Here is a 17,066-nt window from a genome sequence, read left to right as displayed (position 1 = left end):
TGATTCAAAGCATCTTGGTGACGCCTTGTTGTTCTAGCGATACCACATCCTCCGGACTGTAGCCGAGGTCGGCAAGCAGTGCGGCGTTGTGCTCACCCAGCGTTGGGGCGCCGCCACGGATCCGGCTGGGCGTACGTGACAGGACGGGCTGTGGCGCTGGATGCACCTGCCCGGCAACTGTCTCGAAATGTCCTGCCGCGACATGCTGCGCAAAACTGGGCGCCTCATCCCAGTTCAGCACGGGGGTGACGCAGGCGTCACTGCCAGCAAATACCTCCAGCCAATGGGCATTCGTGTGCGCGGCGAAGCGTTCTGCGATGATACGGGTGGTTTCCGGCCAGTTTGCACGGTCCATCTGGTCGCCAGGCGCCAACTGATTCAGCAGGCCCAGCCCGTCCAGCAGCGCGCGATAGAACTTGGCCTCGATCGCCCCGACCGCAACATAGCGTGCGTCTTGCGTGGCGTAGTTGCGGTAGAACGGCGCCCCACCATCCAGGATGTTGTCCGCCCGCTCGGCCGACCATATGCCCGCTTGTCGCAGACCCTGCAGCATCGGCGTCAACGCGATCGAGCCGGCGGCGATGCTGGTTTCTACCACCTGGCCCAATCCATCTCGTTTGGCCGCGACCAGCGCCGCCAGGATGCCACACGCCAGATGCATGGCTGCACCGCCGAAATCTCCAATCAGGTTCAGCGGGACCGGCGGCGGCACTCCCGGTTCGCCCATCGCCGCCAGTGCACCGGAGGCGGCGATGAAGTTCAAATCGTGCCCGGCGATGGCGGCGAGCGGCCCGGTCGAGCCCCATCCAGTGATGCGGCCGTAGACCAATGTCGGCCTCGCCGCCAAGACGGTAGCCGGCCCAAAACCCAGCCGCTCCATGGTTCCGGGTCGAAATCCTTCCAGTAAAACGTCCGACCGGGCCAGTAGCGCATGCACCACTCCGTGCGCCGCCGGATGCTTCAGATCCACCGACAACGATCGTTTGCCGCGGTTTAGATGGTCGAACCGCGTCTCCACCGGCACACCCAGATCGGAGCCCGCGGGCCGCTCGATCCGGATCACCTCTGCCCCCATATCTGCCAGCAGCATGCCGCAGAATGGGATGGGGCCGATCGCGGCGAACTCCACCACTCGGATCCCCACCAGTGCTCCGTTGCAACCGGGTGCAGAACCCGCCGCGTTCATTGACATTTTCAGCTTTCCCAGTCTAACGTTCGTTAGGCTTTTATGCGAGTTGAGCATGGCTCATCTCGGTAAGCTATATTTTTCCGGGGTAATTCATGTCCGCAGTCCTCGCGTCCTCACCGACCGGATGCATTGCCGAAAACCCCTTTCTCCGGGAAGAACACATCGCGCTGCGAGACCAGCTGCGTCGGTTCATCCGCACCGAGGTCGCGCCCCATGCCGGGCAGTGGGAAATCGATGGGATGGTGCCACGCAGCATACTGCGGCGCATGGGAGAGTTGGGCTTCCTCGGCATCCGCTACGCCCAACGTTACGGCGGTAGCGAGATGGATACCATTGCCACTGCGGTGCTGGCGGAGGAACTGGGGCGGTCCACCTTCGGCGGTTTTGCAATCACCGTGTTGGTCCATACCGACATGGCCTCGCCGCACATCGCCAATGCCGCCAACGCGGCCCAACTCGATCGCTACATGCCGGATATCATCGCCGGTCGGAAGATCGCCGCTGTTGCGGTGACCGAGCCGGATGCGGGGTCCGATGTCGCCGCCATCCGCACGACGGCGCGACGTGAGGGCGATGATTGGGTGCTGAACGGCACGAAGATGTACATCACCAATGGTGTGCATGGCGATGTGGTTTTGGTCGCTGCCAAGACGGATGTGTCGGCGAAGGCGTCGCGTGGCGTGTCGATCTTCATCGTCGAGGCAGGCACCCCCGGTTTCACCATCGGCCGAGCGCTGGACAAGCAGGGCTGGCGATCGTCCGACACCGCAGAGCTGGTGTTTGAGGAATGCCGCATCCCTGCCATCAATTTGCTCGGGTCGGAAAACCGCGGCTTCTACGCGATTATGCGCAACTTCCAGAACGAGCGGATCGTGTTGGGCGCCCAGGCGATGGGGGAGGCGCAAGCAGCGCTGGCGTTGACCCTCGACTGGGTCCGAAACCGCAAGGCCTTTGGCGGCACGCTATGGGACAAGCAGGTCATCCGTCAGCGGCTATCCATGCTGGCGTCCCGTGTCGAGGCGGCGCGCTGTCTGGTGTATCAAGCGGCGTGGCTCGACGCGCAAGGGCGCGACTGTATCAAAGACGTCTCGATGGTAAAAGCGCTGTGTGGCGAGTTGGTCAATGACGTCATGTACGATTGCCAACAGTTCCACGGCGGTATGGGTTACATGCGGGAGAGCGCGATCGAGCGTATGGTGCGCGATGCCCGTATTCAGGCCATCGGTGGCGGCGCGACCGAGGTGATGTTGGAGGAGGTGGCGAAACGCCTGTGATGTATCGGCGGGTTACGACGCTTGAACAATCTTGAATGAAGAAGTGGACATAATGGCCGGGTTGTATTTTGAGCAGTTCGAGGATGGGCAGGTTTTCGAGCATCCGTGGACACGGACGATCACCGAAGCCGACAACGTCATGTTCTCGACGATGACGATGAACCCGGCAAAGCTGCATCTCGACGCCGCCTATGCGGCGACCACGGAATTCGGCCAGCCAATCGTCAACAGTCTCTTCACGCTCGGCTTGATGGTGGGAATGAGTGTGAACGACACCACTTATGGTACGACCGTAGCGAACCTGGGGATGGATGAAGTCCGCTTTCCAAAACCGGTGTTTCATGGTGATACGGTCAGGGTGCGGACGACGGTGTTGGGCAAGCGCGCGAGCAAATCCAGACCCGGCCAGGGGATCGTCGAGTTCCGACACGAGACGATCAATCAGCGCGACGAGATCGTTGCGAGCTGCCGCCGATCAGCGCTCATGCTCGGTAAGACCTAGCGCCATGGCCGCACCTCGCGTCGGTAGCCGCCTGGAACGTCTTCTGAAGTTGGATGCTGCGGGGATCAAGTCGGGAGCGCAATTCGTCGGAGATATGAATCCCCTCCATCACGACGACACACAAGCCGCGGCGAGTCGATACGGTGAATTGATTGCGAGCGGCGCCCATACCTCCGCTTTGCTGGCGGGGATGTTAGGAAGCGGGTTTGGAGACGAAGGCAGCGACCTTCGTGGACAGGTCGGGGTCGATTATCGCGTTCAATTTCGCCGTCCAATCCGGATTGATCGTGAGATGCGGATGGAGTGGGTTGTCGTTGCGCATGAAGCCCACGGATCCGGAACGATGGCACGTTTGGAAGGCCGCGTCGTTGACATTGACTCTGGGAAAGTAGCCATCGAAGCAACGCTTTCGGTTTTATATTTCTGATTGGTGGTCTCAGCTCTGATGGCTGGCGAAGGCCGCCCGGCGGTCTCGCCGAAACCTGCGATGATCTTGACAACGCCATTGGGCAGCCCGGCCTCAAGCAGCAGTTCACCGAGATGCAGCGCGGAGAGCGGCGTTTCCTGGGCGATCTTAAGCACGACGGTGCAGCCTGTCGTCAGGGCGGGGGCGAGCTTCCAGGCCGCCATGCGATCTTGCTTCGCCACAGGCTTGGGCTTGCCGTTGACGATGACTTCCAACATGGCCAGTTCGTCCGCGTGCTCCAGGATCAGGTCGTCGCCGCCAATTTAAAGGGCTGCGCAGTGATCGGGGTCGAGATTTATGTGCCCGACGCCGGAGCGGGCGCGCCTTCCTCACCGAAGAGTGGGCCCCGGCGTCTTTGCGAGAGTGGCTGAGGGCCGCTTGCTGAGCTGGCCACTCTGCGGCAGGCTACCGGCAAGCCAGATGCCCGTCGGGGCGCAAGAGGCGGCAGGGAACAGGGAATGGCAGAGAGCGCGGGATCCAGAAGGCTTCGAAGCCTTCAGTGGGCGGTGGTCACCCAATTATCGGCGATCGGCATGATCAACTATATGGATCGCGCAACGCTTTCGATTGCGAATCCACTGATCCGCCAGGATCTGGGGCTTTCCGTGACGCAGATGGGCTTCCTGCTCTCTGCGTTTCCGCTGACCTATGCACTGGCGCAGCTGCCGCTGGGCCTGGTGATCGACCGCTTGGGATCTCGCCTGCTCATTGGCGTCGGACTAACCGTCTGGTCGCTGGCGCAGTGCCTTGCTGGTTTCGCGGGGAGCGCGTCGCAAATGTGGGCGCTGCGGTTCATGTTGGGTGTCGGGGAGGCGCCGACCCTGCCATCCAGCACCAAGGCGGTTCGTCGCTGGTATGCATCGCGGGAACGTGGAACGCCGGTTGGCATTTTCACTGGTGCCAACCATCTTGGCCAGGCGATCGCCGCCCCGTTCCTGACGCTTCTGATGGTCATGCTCGGGTGGCGTTGGATGTTCATCGCGATGGGTGTCGTCGGCTTCGCCTGCGCCGCGGTGTGGTTTGCGCTCTACCGCGACCCGGCGGATGCTAACCTAAGTGTGGCCGATCATGCCCATCTGACCGAGGGCGAGACGATCCGTGACGTTCGCCAGATGACATTTACCTTGTGGCGCCGGCTGTTCCGCTTTCGGACGAGTTGGGGCATGTTCCTGGGGGTGTTTGCCTCGTCGTACATGGGCGGCGTCTATGCGACTTGGCTGCCGGGCTATATGGAGATGGAGCACCATCTCAGCATCACCAACACCGGGCTGATTATCACGATCCCCTATATCTGCTCCGTTGTTGGTAGCGTGTTTGCCGGCTGGTCCTCCGATTTGCTCGTCCGGCGTGGGACGACGCCGCTGGATGGTGGACGCATCCCCTTTGTTGCAGGGCTGATTGGAATGGCCTTCTTCACGGGGCTCACGGCCATTTCTGGTGGGTTAGTCACCGCGACAATTTGGTTGAGTTGCGCGATGTTCTTCAGCCAACTCTCGGGGTCCTGCTCCTGGGTTGCCGCCAGCGCCGCGGTGCCAGAGAATTGTCTCGGGTCGTTTGGAGGCATGCAGAATTGCTTCGGATATTTGGGCGGTGCAGTGGCGCCGGCGCTGACGGGGTATGCAGTGCAGGCGACGGGATCGTTCACGACGCCCTTGTTGATCGGCGCTGGGGTGTCGGTGGTCGGCGCGGCGATCTATTGGTTCGTGCCGTGCGGCCCGATCACGCCGGGTGATTTGGGTGATGTACGACCCGTCTACGCGCTTGCCTGATCCATCACGAACGCAGCGAGCGAGAAACAGCCGTCGTGGGCGCATCCGGGGAGCATGTGGCTGGGTGAAGGGGCTCCCCCTCGTCGAAGATGACAAGGCGAAGTGTTATTCTCCCGTCGCGCGTGATGAAGAGTCCCGGCTCGGCTCCGAGAAGGCGAGCCGGTGCTGGGTATCGCGGGTGACATTGCCTTTCTGCTTCAGCCTGGTTGGCCGCGTACCTTAAGATCGAGTGCCATGTGAGCGCCCAGCACTCCGGGTCCCTTCCTATCACAGGCAAGTCAGGGACCGACAGAAAGGCCCGTTATACGATAGAACTTCACGGCATTTTGGTGAAAGAATTTGTGCAAGTCGGCCTCTGGCATTTTATTCAAGGCCTCTCGCATGACGCTCATGATGCCTGCGAAATCTGTGCTCAGGGTTGAGACGGGGAGGTTGCTGGCGAACATGACCCGATCCGCACCAAAGATCGCCACCGCCTCGCGTACAATCTGAATATTGCTCGGCACGTCCCAGACCCCATTGGGCAAACCCAGTTCGGATATTTTCATGACGACGTTCGGCTGATCTGCAAGCGCCTCCAACCCGGCGCGCCAAATCGACAGGCCCTGCTCGGACCGGTCAAGCGGCAGGCCGGCGTGATTGAGCACCATCCTGATTCTGGGGAATGCCGCAGCAACTGCTGCTGATTCCACCAGGTGCCAATACGGCACGCGCATGTCCCACGACAGATTATGTCGCTCCAATAGGGAAAAGTTGCGCAGCCAGGCCTCGTCCTGCATCGTTCCGGGCGCGCCACGGATAGACTGCCCTGGGCCCGCCGAGGTAACGGGTTTTGCCCGAACGCCGCGGACGAGCGGCGAGGCGGCATGCCCTGCCAGAATTTCGGCGCAGTTCCTTTGCGTGAAAACGACATGGCCGACGATCACCGATGGCAGCCCAAACGCGGCTTGCATTCGTTCCAACCATGCTGTTTCAGCCAATTGCTCGCTCTCGTCGCGACCGGCCTGAATGTGAACGGTTCCAATGATGTGATACCCCGCCAGGTCTTGGGCCAGATCCGCTGGCTGATAGTCCCGACAGACCTTCCGGTAGTCACCCAGGAAGAACGACTTGTCGTAGTGACCCTGTTTCGAGGGATAGCGGCCTGTAGACAAGTCCCAAAGGTGATGATGCGCATCGATGATCGGTATAGGAAAGTCGGAGCAATCGCGTAGGCCGGCCAAAAGATTGGTAGAAGCTGGCTGTTTATCGGTCATCGCTATACCTCTTGCTGCGTCTTCCACGGCTTGTATAACGCATTGGCCGCTCAGCTATGCCTGAAGCGACAAAAGGAACCGTTGCCGACCGCCGTGGCCATGCTGTTCTGCCATTTGACGGGCGCGCTTCGGATCACGGTTCATAATCGCATCAAGCATGGCCTGGTGCTCCAGATTTGACTTTGCCATGTTCGGTAGATTGTCGAATGTCTTACGGCGCAGCAGCAGCAGTTTTCTCGTATGCGTCGCGGGTTGCTCGACATGAAGCGCCGTGGTCTCAAGGTCCATAGCCCACACTTGACGTTTGCCACGATCGATCACGGCGTCACCACCGCAGATCGTCGCGTGGGAACGAGCGATATCGTCGTCAATCTGCTGAAGGTGTTGCGCGAAGAGACCGCGGCCAGTGCAATTCGCCTTTTCGATCTGGAGCAATCGGGGCAGGGGATCGTTCATGTCATTGGGCCAGAGCAGAGACTTAGCCTCCCTGGCAGCCTTACTGTCTGCGGCGACAGGCACACCTGCACGCAGGGCGGCATCGGCGCCTTGGCATTCGGCATTGGCGCTACGGAACTGACCCATGTTCTCGCAACCCAAACACTGGTGCAGCGCCTCCCCAAGACGATGCGGGTTACCTTCAACGGCAAGGCCCGGCCCGGTGTGACGCCTAAAGATCTTATCCTGTACTTGATTGGCGCGATCGGCACCGCGGGTGGCACTGGATATGCGGTCGAATACGCAGGTGATTCCATCCGCGGCATCGGTGTCGAAGGCCGGCTGACGATTTGCAATTTGTCGATTGAGTCGGAGCCAAGATGGGCTTCATCGCGCCCGATGAGGTGACCTATGACTATCTGAAAGGCCGACGCTTTGCCCCTGAGGAGCAATGTGGGACCGGGCATTGGCGGAGTGGCGCACGCTACCCAGCGATGATAACGCTCTGTTCGACGCAGAAGTCACCATTGATGTCACAAAGATCTCACCGCAAATCACATGGGGCACCAGTCCCGAACATGTGGTTGGCATCGACCAGGCGATCCCCGACCCGGCGGCTGAAGCAGATCCGGTGCGTCGCAGATCCATGGATGCGGCCCTTCACTATATGGGCCTTGCACCTGGCGCTTTAATCGCCGGCACCAAGGTGGATTGGGTGTTTATCGGCTCTTGTACGAATGGTCGGATCTCGGACCTGCGCGACGCAGCGGCGATCGTGCGGGGCCGCAGGGTCGCGGTCGAGGTAAACGCTTGGGTTGTTCCAGGATCCGATATCGTTAAGCGAGCGGCCGCGGCGGAGGGGCTGGATGGCGTCTTTCGTGCCGCCGGGTTTGAGTGGCGGGAGTCGGGCTGCTCCATGTGTCTGGCGGCGAATGGCGAGACAGTTCCGCAGGGAGAGCGTTCGGTTTCGACATCCAACCGCAACTTCGTGGGGCGGCAGGGACCACAGGCGCAGACGCATCTTGCGAGCCCGGCGATGGCTGCCGCATCAGCTATCGCTGGCGTCATAGCCGATCCTCGTTCAGTGGGTGCTTGATACAATGCGAGCTTTTACGTCTCTGAACGCAATCGCCGCGCCGTTGCTGCGCGACAACATCGACACGGATATGATTATCCGCATCGAACGTCTCGTTGGGACGAACACGCGAGGCACGCTTGGAAAATGGTGTTTCGCTATGATGCGCTATCGGGCCGATGGGTCGGAAAATCCCGACTTCATTCTCAACAAGAAACTGTATCGTCAAGCGGAGATCGTCATCGCAGGCCGTAACTTTGGCTGTGGGTCGTCGCGTGAGGGGGCTGTCTGGGCCTTACAGGACATGGGCATCAACTGCGTTATTGCGCCCAGCTTCGGCGACATTTTTTTCAATAACTGCTTCCAGATTGGTGTGCTGCCAGTGATCTTGGCTGAAACGGATGTGAAAAGTATCGCGGATGAAGTCACGGCGACGCAAGGCAACGGCCGTTTGGTCGTGAGCCTGGTTGACTGCATCGTCACATCCCCATCAGGCCAGATGTATCCATTCGCCGTCGAGGCCCGACGTCGCCAAGCACTGATTGCCGGGCTCGACGAGGTTGGAGTCACGCTGCAGCTCGCCGACGAGATCGCAGCCTTTCAAGCAAGGGATTCTCTGCTTCGGCCATGGATTCACCAGATTGGAGAACGTGCATGACGCAAGCCACGAACCTTCTGAAGGTCGTCGTGATCGGCGGCGAGGGCATTGGACCAGAGGTTACCGATCAGTCCGTGCGGGTGCTCAACTGGTTCATCGATCGTCGTCATGCACCGTTGCAATTGCACGATGCACCCTATGGTGCCGAGGCCTATCGGGAGTTTGGCCAAATCCTCCCCGCTCAAACGATGGAGGCGGTGAGGAACGCCGACGCCATCTTGTTCGGCGCCACCGGCGGTCCTGATTTGGACGTTCTGCCCAAGCCTGTTCGCCACCAGGGGAGTCTGCTCCGAATCCGGGAAGGGCTAACGTTATTTGCGAATCTTCGTCCCATAATTGCCCATGCTGCACTGTTTGCATCGGCCCCACTGAAGGCGGAGGTGTTGGAAGGTGTCGACTTCGTCATCGTCCGCGAACTCGTTGGCGCTATCTACTTTGGGCAGCCGCGCGGGATTGAAACCTTACCTGACGGTCAACGCCGCGGGGTGAACACGCAGGTTTACACCACGTCGGAAATCCGCCGTGTCGTTCGGGTTGCCTTCGAACTCGCCCGGACTCGCAAGCATCGGTTGTGCTCAGTCGACAAGGCGAATGTCATGGAATCGGGTGTGCTGTGGCGCGAAGAGGTCGACAAGCTGCATCAGGCAGAATTTTCGGATGTCGATTTGAGTCATATGTACGTTGACAACTGCGCCATGCAGATCGTTCGCAAGCCGAACCAATCCGATGTCATCGTTACGGATAATCTTTTCGGTGACATTCTGTCTGATTGTGCGGCGATGGCGGCTGGTTCGCTTGGAATGCTGCCATCTGCCGCGATCGTGCCGCGTGACGCTGCCGGCCGTAGTAAGGCATTGTACGAGCCGGTGCATGGGTCTGCCCCCGACATCGCGGGGAAAAACATTGCCAACCCACTCGCGTCAATCCAGAGCGTGGCGATGATGTTGCGGATGACCCTTGGCCGTCCCGAGGACGCCGATCTGCTAGAGCGGGCGGTGCGCCATACATTGGAGGCCGGGCACCGGACCGCTGATATCGCCGGGCGCGGTGATACGCCGATCTCAACATTCGCGATGGGTGATGCGGTTCTCGCCTCGCTCGATCAAATTGCTGCCTGAACTTCGGAGGTATGTGGCATGGTGACCCTCCTTTCCCGCCGCAAGACGATCTGCGCCATGGCGATGGCAAGCTCGGGGTTTGCGCGGTCATTACGGGCGAAGGACCTCGTTCGGAGCTTTTATCCGATTGGCTCTGTCACCTACGAGGCAATGTTCGTGGCGATGGGGCGAAACTTCATCAAGGACGAGGGAATCGATTGCAAGATGCTGCCTGCGGGCGATGGCGTGAAGACGCGTGAGATTGTTGCGTCTGGTCAGGGCGACTTTGGCATGGGCGACTTCGTCCATCCCTTACTTCTCACCAGTAAAGGCCGCCCTGCGAAGGTGTTGGCGGGCGTCGACCGGTTCAGTACCAGTCTCGCGTTCATGCTGCGGGCAGCTCTTGCGGCAACGGGCATCGATACGGTGCAGAAGCTGGCGGAATGGAAGCGTCCAAACGGTAGCAAAGCAATCATCGGCGTATCCTCAATCGGCGGGACGACCCACCTGTGGGCGCAATATTACATGGAGACGTTTGGCCTGGCCAATGCCGTGACATGGCTAGGCGCTGGAAACGTCTCGACGATGCTGGGGTCGCTCAGGACCAAGCAGATCGACGTTCTGGTCTCTGACTGGGCGCTGGTTCAAGAATCCATCTCGCAAGGCTATGCGAAGTTGCTCTTCGACGGCTCGGACGAGAAGACCTGGAACCAAACGATTGCCGGACGTGTCCCGGTCACGGTGCATTACTGCCTGCAATCCACCGTTGATCGTGACCCGGCGCTGGTTCAGGCGTGGACGAACGCCATGCTGCGAGCCTTGCAGTGGATCCACGCCAATTCGGCCGAGGACATCTTCGATGCCATCGAACCGTTTGTGGGAAGCACGTCCCGCGACGCCAGTATTTTCGGGATCAAAATTGTCAAGGCGGCAGTCAATCCGACCGGAGTGATCGACAAGGCCGATTTCGACCGTGGCAGCCACGTGTGGTTCAACAGCCTCACGGGTGTGAAGCCGGTCGCGTTCGATGACATCTATGCCGGCGACTTCATTGGTAAGGCCAACGAAAAGTATCACGTCTGACATGGCCAATGGCAGCGCCCAGTTCGCCATGACGCGTCTATCCCGGGTCGACGTGGAAGGACTTGGAAAGTCCTTTCAGCTTGGCGGCCGGCGTATCGAGGCCGTGAAGGATGTCTCGTTCCAGGTCCGGGACGGGGAGTTCGTGTCGTTGCTTGGGCCATCCGGCTCGGGCAAGAGCACCGTCTTAAATATCATTGCGACGCTGCTTCCAATGAGTACCGGGCGAGTAGAGGTCGACGGTCAACCCATCATATCCGGCAAGACAACGCCGAATGTTGGATACGTCTTTCAGCGCGACACCTTGTTCCCATGGCGCACTGTCGCCAAGAATATCGGCTACGCACTCGAGCTGTCGGGGATGCCAACGGCGGAGCGGCGGGAGCGTGTGGCGGCGGCTATCGAGCGGGTTGGCTTACGGGGGTTCGAGGACGCATACCCGGCTCTGCTGTCCGGCGGCATGCGCCAGCGCGCCTCACTCATGCGAACCTTGGTGAAGGAACCCCAGATCCTGCTGATGGATGAGCCGTTTGGCGCGCTGGATACGCATACCAAGCTCGACATGCATGATGTGTTGCTAAAGATATGGGAGCGTGAGAAGCAAACCGTCTTGTTCGTGACTCATGATCTCGGCGAGGCGCTGACGCTGTCCGACCGGATTATCCTGTTCTCAGCACGGCCCGGTCAAATCAAAGAAACTTTCGAGGTGCCGTTCGCCCGCCCCCGCGACGGCGTGGCACTGCGGGAGACGGCGGAGTATGCGGAGCTATTCTCCCATATCTGGCATTCGCTTGGCGAAGAGTTCATCAAGGGGCGTGCGACGTGACCCGGCCGGCTATGCCGACATTGGGCTGGCAAGCTGTCATCGTCCTGGCATTTCTGTCGATCTGGCAATGGGGGTGGAGCCTGCACGCATTCGCGCCCTGGGCCGTTCCGGACTTGTTCGATCCCTACTTCGTCTCCAAGCCTTCCGAAATCTGGTCGACGTTCCTTCAACTCGGATGCCTGCGGACAGATGAGGGGCACTATGTCAGCTGGACCTCCGGCGAATTCGGCCAGTGCCTTGCGCGCTCCGACAATAATCTGTGGCTCGCAATCGGCGTAACGATGCGCAACACTGTCCTGGGCTTTGTGACCGGGGTTGCCAGCGGCTTCGTAGCCGGACTGATCCTAGGGCGCTCTAGGCGGCTCTCGACGATCTTCAATCCTTTCGTGGTCGCGCTGAACTCGATACCGCGCATCGCATTGGCGCCGGTCATCATTCTTGCGTTCGGAATTGGTGATGCGTCGAAGGTCGTGACATCGTGGATCGTCGTGGTGTTCCTGGTATTCTTCAACACCTATGAGGGGGCCAGGTCGGTAAACACGGATCACATCAACGCAGCGCGCCTGCTGGGGGCCAGCGAATGGCAGGTGACCCGCACGGTCGTCATGCCGTCTGCGATGGCATGGGTCTTTGCATCGCTTTCCCCCGCCGTATCCTTTGCGCTCATCGGCGTGATCGTGGGCGAGTTCATCGGAGCGGAACACGGGATTGGCCGGCTCATCATCGAGTCGGAGGCACGTGGAGAGGCAGCTGGCATGATGGTGGCAGTCTTCGTTTTGATGATCGTTGGCACCGTGCTGACCGCAGGGATCCGCCGCCTTCAATCCTATCTTCTACGTTGGCAGGATCAACACCAAGCCGACGCGACATGACGGCCCTCGCGTGCCAATCGCGTTGGCCGAGCCCCAGGTGAAGGAGCATCCGACTATGCGAACGGGCCCCCTTGAGCGTTTCCGCGTCATCGACCTGACCCGGGTCCGATCTGGCCCGACCTGCGTTCGGCAACTGGCGGATTGGGGCGCCGACGTCATTCAGATTGAGGCGCCCGACGGTGTTGCCGGCGGCGGTGGTGGATTTGGCGGCAATCGTCACGGTCCGGACTTTCAAAATCTGCACCGGAATAAGCGAAGCCTAACGCTTGACCTGAAATCACCCGACGGAATCGACATTCTGAAAAAACTCCTCACCGATGCGGATGTCGTCGTGGAAAACTTCCGGCCGGATGTGAAGCACCGGCTTGGCATCGATTATGAGACGTTGCATGCCACGTATCCAAGGCTGGTATACGCCAGCATCTCGGGTTTTGGCCAGGACGGACCGTACGCCAACAGGCCGGGTTTCGACCAGATTGCACAAGGGATGGGTGGGCTGATGTCCATCACCGGGCTGCCGGGGCAGGGGCCGGTGCGGGTTGGTATTCCAGTGGCGGACTTGACGGCCGGAATCTTCGCAGCCATGGGCGTACTGTTGGCGCTGCTGGAGCGAGAGAAATCTGGCTTGGGACAATGGGTCCAGACGTCGCTCTTGGAAGCACAGATTGCGATGCTGGACTTTCAGGCGGCGCGATGGCTGATCGACCGCGATGTGCCGGGGCAAGCGGGGAACAACCATCCGACGGGCATCCCGACCGGCGTCTTCAAAACCACGGACGGCGTGATGAACCTTGCTGCCACGGGCGGGGAGATCTTTGCCCGGTTTTGCAAGGCGGTCGGTGCACTGCATATCCTCGACAATCCGAATTATGCCAGCGGGACACTACGATCGACTCATCGCGATGCGCTGAATAGCGAGATTGGCGCGGTATTGGCCACGCGGAGCACTGCGGAGTGGATTGCGGTTTTGAACGAAGCCGGCGTGCCATCGGGGCCGATCAACCGGATTGACGAGGTATTTGTCGACGAGCAGGTGCGCCATCTCGGGATCGCCAAACCAGTGCATCACCCCGTGCTGGGCGACATCGCCGTAGTGGGGCAGGCTGTTCGGCTGTCGCGCACCCCAAGCGAGATCCGGACCGCGGCGCGGGACAAGGGTGCCGATAGTCATGCTATACTCGGCGAACTCGGCTTTGACGACAGTGCGATCGAGGCGCTGCGCGTGGCCCGAACGATTTAAGCTAGGCAAGGAGATGGGGATGTCCGCTGCTCAACTAGGTTCGCCGCAGACGGAAAAGATACTGTCTCGGAAGGAGGATGGCATTGGCTGGCTGACGATTAATCAGCCCGAGCGCCGCAATGCGGTCAGTCTTGCCATGTGGGATGCGATTGCCCGGATCTGCACCGATTTCGCGACGGATCCATCGGTCCGGGTCGTTGTGCTGCACGGTGCGGGCGACCGGGCATTTGCCTCCGGCGCCGATATCAGCGAATTCGAGAAGGTGCGGGCAGATGCCGCCGCCGAAGCCGCCTATCGCGCTAGAACGGCTCAGGCTGGTAACTCCCTGTTGACGCTCGGCAAGCCCCTGATTGCCATGATCCGTGGCTACTGCGTGGGCGGTGGATTGGCGATTGCCCTGAAGGCCGACATTCGCGTGGCATCGGATGACAGCCACTTCGCGATACCAGCCGCGAAATTAGGCCTCGCATACAGCCGTTCGGGTCTGGCACCGCTGGTTCACCTGGTTGGACCGGCAATCGCCAAGGAGATGCTGATGACGGGGCGCCTGTTCACGGCAAAGGAGGCGTATGAGGCCCGACTGATCAATCGGGTCGTGTCGCCCGAAATGTTGGTCAAGGAGACGACCGAGCTGGCCCGGCAGATCGCGGAGAACGCGCCTTTGACCGTCCACGCCGCCAAAGTCACGATCGACGATCTGTCGCGTGCGGCCCAGGCCGCCGATCCTGCCGCGTTGGAAGCGCTCTATCAAAGCTGTTTCGATAGCGAGGACTTTGCAGAGGGGCGGCGGGCCTTCATGGAGAAGCGCAAGCCTGGCTTCGTTGGACGCTGAGATCCTTCCTGTTGTACATCGGCGCGGAACGACTGCAATGATCATCGATGCGCAGGTGCATGTCTGGTCGCAGGGCTTGTCAAGTGGCGAGCATCGAAAGGTGTCCCGTTACACGGCAGAGGAACTCCTGGCCGAAATGGCGGTGGCGAAGGTCGATGGCGCAATCTTGCATCCCCCGAGTTGGGACCCCGCGTCGAACGAAGTGGCATCCAACGCGGTGCAGCGATATCCGGGCAAATTCGCCATACTCGGCCATCTCGCGATCGATCAGCCATCCAGTCGCGATCGAATTGCGCATTGGCGGGAAACCCCCGGGATGGTTGGTTTGAGATTTGCCTTGCTCAAACCCAGTGAGAGGACCTGGCATAGCGATGGAACGATGGATTGGGTTTGGGCTGCAGCCGAACGCACGGGCCTGCCGATCGCGTTGTTGGCCTGGCGTTTTCTGCCGGCGCTGAAGACGATCGCGGAGCGACATCCCGGCCTGCGTTTCATCGTCGATCATATCGGCCTTGTCAGGCCAAAACAGGACGCCGCCGCCTTCGAAACATTGCCAGACCTGATGGCTCTGGCCACCCTGCCGAATGTGGCGGTGAAGGCGACGGGAGCGCCGGGTTATTCGACCCAGCCCTACCCTTACATGAACTTGCATGATGGATTGCATCGCATCTTCGACGCGTTTGGACCAAATCGCTTCTTTTGGGGCACGGACCTGACGCGTATGCCATGCAGCTACCGGCAATGCGTAACGATGTTTACCGAGGAGCTGCCATGGTTGCAAGGCGATGACCTGGCGAAGGTGATGGGCAGAGGGATCTGCAACTGGTTAGATCTCGAACCCAACTACTTTATCCAAAGTGAGTCTGCATAGCCCTGGGCACGTCGCTGGACTGCTTTGCCACGCCTGAGAATGGGGGAGTGAGAGTGTCGATGTCCAAAACTGGCTCTGGATTGCGGGGAGCGCTGTGCGTCGGCGGGTTGGCCGTGGCCCTTCTTCTCCTCAGCCCAACGGCGTCCAGCGCGCAGGATCCGAAGCGTGGGGGCACGATCGTCTATGCAGTTTCCGCCGGCCCGCGGTCGCTCGATCCACAGCTGAGCACATCCACGATCGACATCGAACTTGCCAGTGAACTGTATGAAACCCTTGTCGCGTTGGGGGAGGACTTCACCCCGCGCCCCTCGCTAGCCTCCCGTATCGACGTGAGTCCCGATGCGCGCTGGTACACCTTCACCCTGCGCCACGGAGTCCGCTTCCACAACGGCAAAATCATGACGTCCGCGGATGTCTTGGCATCATTCAAACGCTACCAGCGCGTAAGCCCGAACGCGGAGGCGCTCTCCAATGTCGAGGCGTATGAGACACCGGCGCCCGACATATTCATCGTGCAGATGAAGGACCCGGCGCCGGTGTTCCTCGACGTCATGATGTCGCCGGGTTTCCCAGTCGCCATCATGCCTGCGGAAGAGGCCGAGAAAACCGGCGAGATGGCAATCATCGGGACAGGTCCATTCCAACTGGCTGAGTGGCGGCGTGACGACCACATCCTGCTCCGCCGATTCGACGATTACTCGATCAACGAGGCTGCCAGCGGTATAGACGGCTACGCGGGCAAGAAGATCGTCTACGTCGACGCCGTGCGCTACAACATCTTGCCCGAGCCAAACGCCCGCATCGCCGCATTGCAGGCAGGCGGAGCCGACGTGACATCCCAGGTGCCGTTGAGTCTCTCGAAGCGAATTGATGGCAGGAATGGCTTCGCGCTGCAGACGATCTTTCCGGGCTGCATGCAGGCGTTCTTCCTCAACACACAAATCGCGCCAACGAATAATATCCTCGTGAGACAAGCGATACAGGCGGCAATGGGCGTCGATGACATCTTGGATGCAGTCGGCCAGGTTTCGAAGCGCAATCCGCAACTGTCGTATCCCGGGAGCAAATTCTACGCGCCAGGTAACCCGGACTTCCACTATGACATGAACAATCCGGCTGGGGCAAAGTCTCTGCTGCAGCAGGCGGGCTATCACGGCGAACCCATCGTGCTGCAGGTTACCCCAAGCTACTCCTGGCAAATGAATGCGGCTCTTGTCCTTGCGGAGCAACTGAAAGCCGTCGGGATCACGATCGCACTCAAGACCGTCGATATCGTCACCGCCAATACCAATCGCCAACGTGGTATAGGAGGTTGGAATGTCGACTCCGCCCTGTATTGTTCGCAACCCCTATTGGGCCCACCGCAATGGCGCCAGTATCTCACCGTTTATCCCCAAATGAAGGATGCGGCCCTCAACGAGATGTATCAGCGGTATTTGAACTCGCTCTCGGGCGCGGATCGGGCCCAGGCTTGGACGGACGTTCAGCATCGGCTGTTCGACCAGGCCTACTGGATCAAGCTCGGTGATTTCGCCAATATCAATGGCTACCGCACGCAGCTTCATGGCTTGGTTGGCTGGTATAATCTCCGTTTCTGGGGAGTGTGGAAGGAGTAGGGGGGGGC

The 17,066-nt window shown here is 60.2% G+C and carries 18 protein-coding genes and 1 pseudogene; 15 read left to right on the top strand and 4 right to left on the bottom strand.

Annotated elements, in window-relative coordinates:
• Window positions 1–4: 4 nt before the first annotated feature.
• Window positions 5–1,144 carry a CaiB/BaiF CoA-transferase family protein gene (locus GSQ76_RS30645; protein ID WP_216851377.1) on the bottom strand — a complete coding sequence of 380 codons (1,140 nt, stop codon included), beginning with the start codon at window positions 1,142–1,144 and terminating at the stop codon, window positions 5–7.
• 137 nt (window positions 1,145–1,281) lie between these two features.
• Between GSQ76_RS30645 and GSQ76_RS30640 the strand changes: the two genes are divergently transcribed.
• From GSQ76_RS30640 to GSQ76_RS33010, 3 genes are read left to right on the top strand one after another with little or no spacing between them, the layout of a single operon-like run.
• Window positions 1,282–2,463 carry an acyl-CoA dehydrogenase family protein gene (locus GSQ76_RS30640; protein ID WP_158747863.1) on the top strand — a complete coding sequence of 394 codons (1,182 nt, stop codon included), beginning with the start codon at window positions 1,282–1,284 and terminating at the stop codon, window positions 2,461–2,463.
• Between the two features lie 52 nt (window positions 2,464–2,515).
• Window positions 2,516–2,965: a MaoC family dehydratase gene (locus tag GSQ76_RS30635; RefSeq protein WP_158747862.1), complete on the top strand. Its 450-nt coding sequence runs from the start codon at window positions 2,516–2,518 to the stop codon at window positions 2,963–2,965.
• Between the two features lie 4 nt (window positions 2,966–2,969).
• The gene (locus tag GSQ76_RS33010; RefSeq protein WP_158747861.1) at window positions 2,970–3,392 is read left to right on the top strand and encodes a MaoC/PaaZ C-terminal domain-containing protein; all 423 of its coding nucleotides are present in this window, start codon (window positions 2,970–2,972) and stop codon (window positions 3,390–3,392) included.
• Between the two features lie 32 nt (window positions 3,393–3,424).
• Here GSQ76_RS33010 and GSQ76_RS32305 read toward each other — a convergent pair.
• Window positions 3,425–3,595, bottom strand: a pseudogene (locus tag GSQ76_RS32305) (aldehyde dehydrogenase family protein); the annotation flags it as partial.
• A gap of 369 nt (window positions 3,596–3,964) precedes the next feature.
• Between GSQ76_RS32305 and GSQ76_RS30620 the strand changes: the two are divergent.
• The gene (locus GSQ76_RS30620) at window positions 3,965–5,200 is read left to right on the top strand and encodes an MFS transporter (RefSeq protein ID WP_158747860.1); all 1,236 of its coding nucleotides are present in this window, start codon (window positions 3,965–3,967) and stop codon (window positions 5,198–5,200) included.
• 278 nt (window positions 5,201–5,478) lie between these two features.
• On the opposite strand, the gene GSQ76_RS30615 is transcribed toward GSQ76_RS30620, so the two are convergent.
• Complete coding sequence (locus tag GSQ76_RS30615) at window positions 5,479–6,456, bottom strand: amidohydrolase (RefSeq protein ID WP_158747859.1); 978 nt, start codon at window positions 6,454–6,456, stop codon at window positions 5,479–5,481.
• 54 nt (window positions 6,457–6,510) lie between these two features.
• Entirely contained in the window at window positions 6,511–6,744 is a 234-nt protein-coding gene (locus GSQ76_RS30610) for an FCD domain-containing protein (protein ID WP_158747858.1), read from the bottom strand.
• A 9-nt stretch (window positions 6,745–6,753) separates the two neighbouring features.
• On the opposite strand from GSQ76_RS30610, the gene GSQ76_RS31530 reads away from it, so the two are divergent.
• From GSQ76_RS31530 to GSQ76_RS30560, 11 genes are read left to right on the top strand one after another with little or no spacing between them, the layout of a single operon-like run.
• Complete coding sequence (locus GSQ76_RS31530; RefSeq protein ID WP_254070730.1) at window positions 6,754–7,299, top strand: aconitase family protein; 546 nt, start codon at window positions 6,754–6,756, stop codon at window positions 7,297–7,299.
• Between the two features lie 43 nt (window positions 7,300–7,342).
• A complete protein-coding gene (locus GSQ76_RS31525; RefSeq protein ID WP_216851374.1) occupies window positions 7,343–7,987 on the top strand; it encodes an aconitase family protein in 645 nt (214 codons plus the stop codon).
• A gap of 4 nt (window positions 7,988–7,991) precedes the next feature.
• The gene (leuD, locus tag GSQ76_RS30600; protein ID WP_158747857.1) at window positions 7,992–8,624 is read left to right on the top strand and encodes a 3-isopropylmalate dehydratase small subunit; all 633 of its coding nucleotides are present in this window, start codon (window positions 7,992–7,994) and stop codon (window positions 8,622–8,624) included.
• On the top strand, window positions 8,621–9,742 hold the full coding sequence (leuB, locus tag GSQ76_RS30595) for a 3-isopropylmalate dehydrogenase (RefSeq protein ID WP_158747856.1): 1,122 nt from the start codon (window positions 8,621–8,623) through the stop codon (window positions 9,740–9,742). Before leuD ends, leuB begins: the two co-directional genes overlap by 4 nt.
• 18 nt (window positions 9,743–9,760) lie before the next feature.
• Entirely contained in the window at window positions 9,761–10,804 is a 1,044-nt protein-coding gene (locus GSQ76_RS30590; protein WP_158747855.1) for an ABC transporter substrate-binding protein, read from the top strand.
• Window positions 10,805–10,832: 28 nt separating this feature from the next.
• Window positions 10,833–11,627 carry an ABC transporter ATP-binding protein gene (locus GSQ76_RS30585; RefSeq protein ID WP_216851373.1) on the top strand — a complete coding sequence of 265 codons (795 nt, stop codon included), beginning with the start codon at window positions 10,833–10,835 and terminating at the stop codon, window positions 11,625–11,627.
• Entirely contained in the window at window positions 11,624–12,499 is an 876-nt protein-coding gene (locus GSQ76_RS30580) for an ABC transporter permease (protein WP_216851372.1), read from the top strand. Before GSQ76_RS30585 ends, GSQ76_RS30580 begins: the two co-directional genes overlap by 4 nt.
• Window positions 12,500–12,554: 55 nt before the next feature.
• Window positions 12,555–13,739, top strand: coding sequence for a CaiB/BaiF CoA-transferase family protein (locus GSQ76_RS30575; protein ID WP_158747853.1), 1,185 nt, complete (start codon window positions 12,555–12,557; stop codon window positions 13,737–13,739).
• Between the two features lie 19 nt (window positions 13,740–13,758).
• Entirely contained in the window at window positions 13,759–14,571 is an 813-nt protein-coding gene (locus tag GSQ76_RS30570; RefSeq protein ID WP_158747852.1) for an enoyl-CoA hydratase, read from the top strand.
• Window positions 14,572–14,608: 37 nt separating this feature from the next.
• On the top strand, window positions 14,609–15,442 hold the full coding sequence (locus GSQ76_RS30565; RefSeq protein ID WP_158747851.1) for an amidohydrolase: 834 nt from the start codon (window positions 14,609–14,611) through the stop codon (window positions 15,440–15,442).
• Window positions 15,443–15,501: 59 nt separating this feature from the next.
• A complete protein-coding gene (locus tag GSQ76_RS30560; RefSeq protein WP_158747850.1) occupies window positions 15,502–17,058 on the top strand; it encodes an ABC transporter substrate-binding protein in 1,557 nt (518 codons plus the stop codon).
• Window positions 17,059–17,066: the final 8 nt, after the last annotated feature.

It is taken from the genome of Acidisphaera sp. L21 (assembly GCF_009765685.1).
Classification (GTDB): domain Bacteria; phylum Pseudomonadota; class Alphaproteobacteria; order Acetobacterales; family Acetobacteraceae; genus LMUY01.
This window is presented reverse-complemented; position numbering and strand designations above follow the sequence as displayed.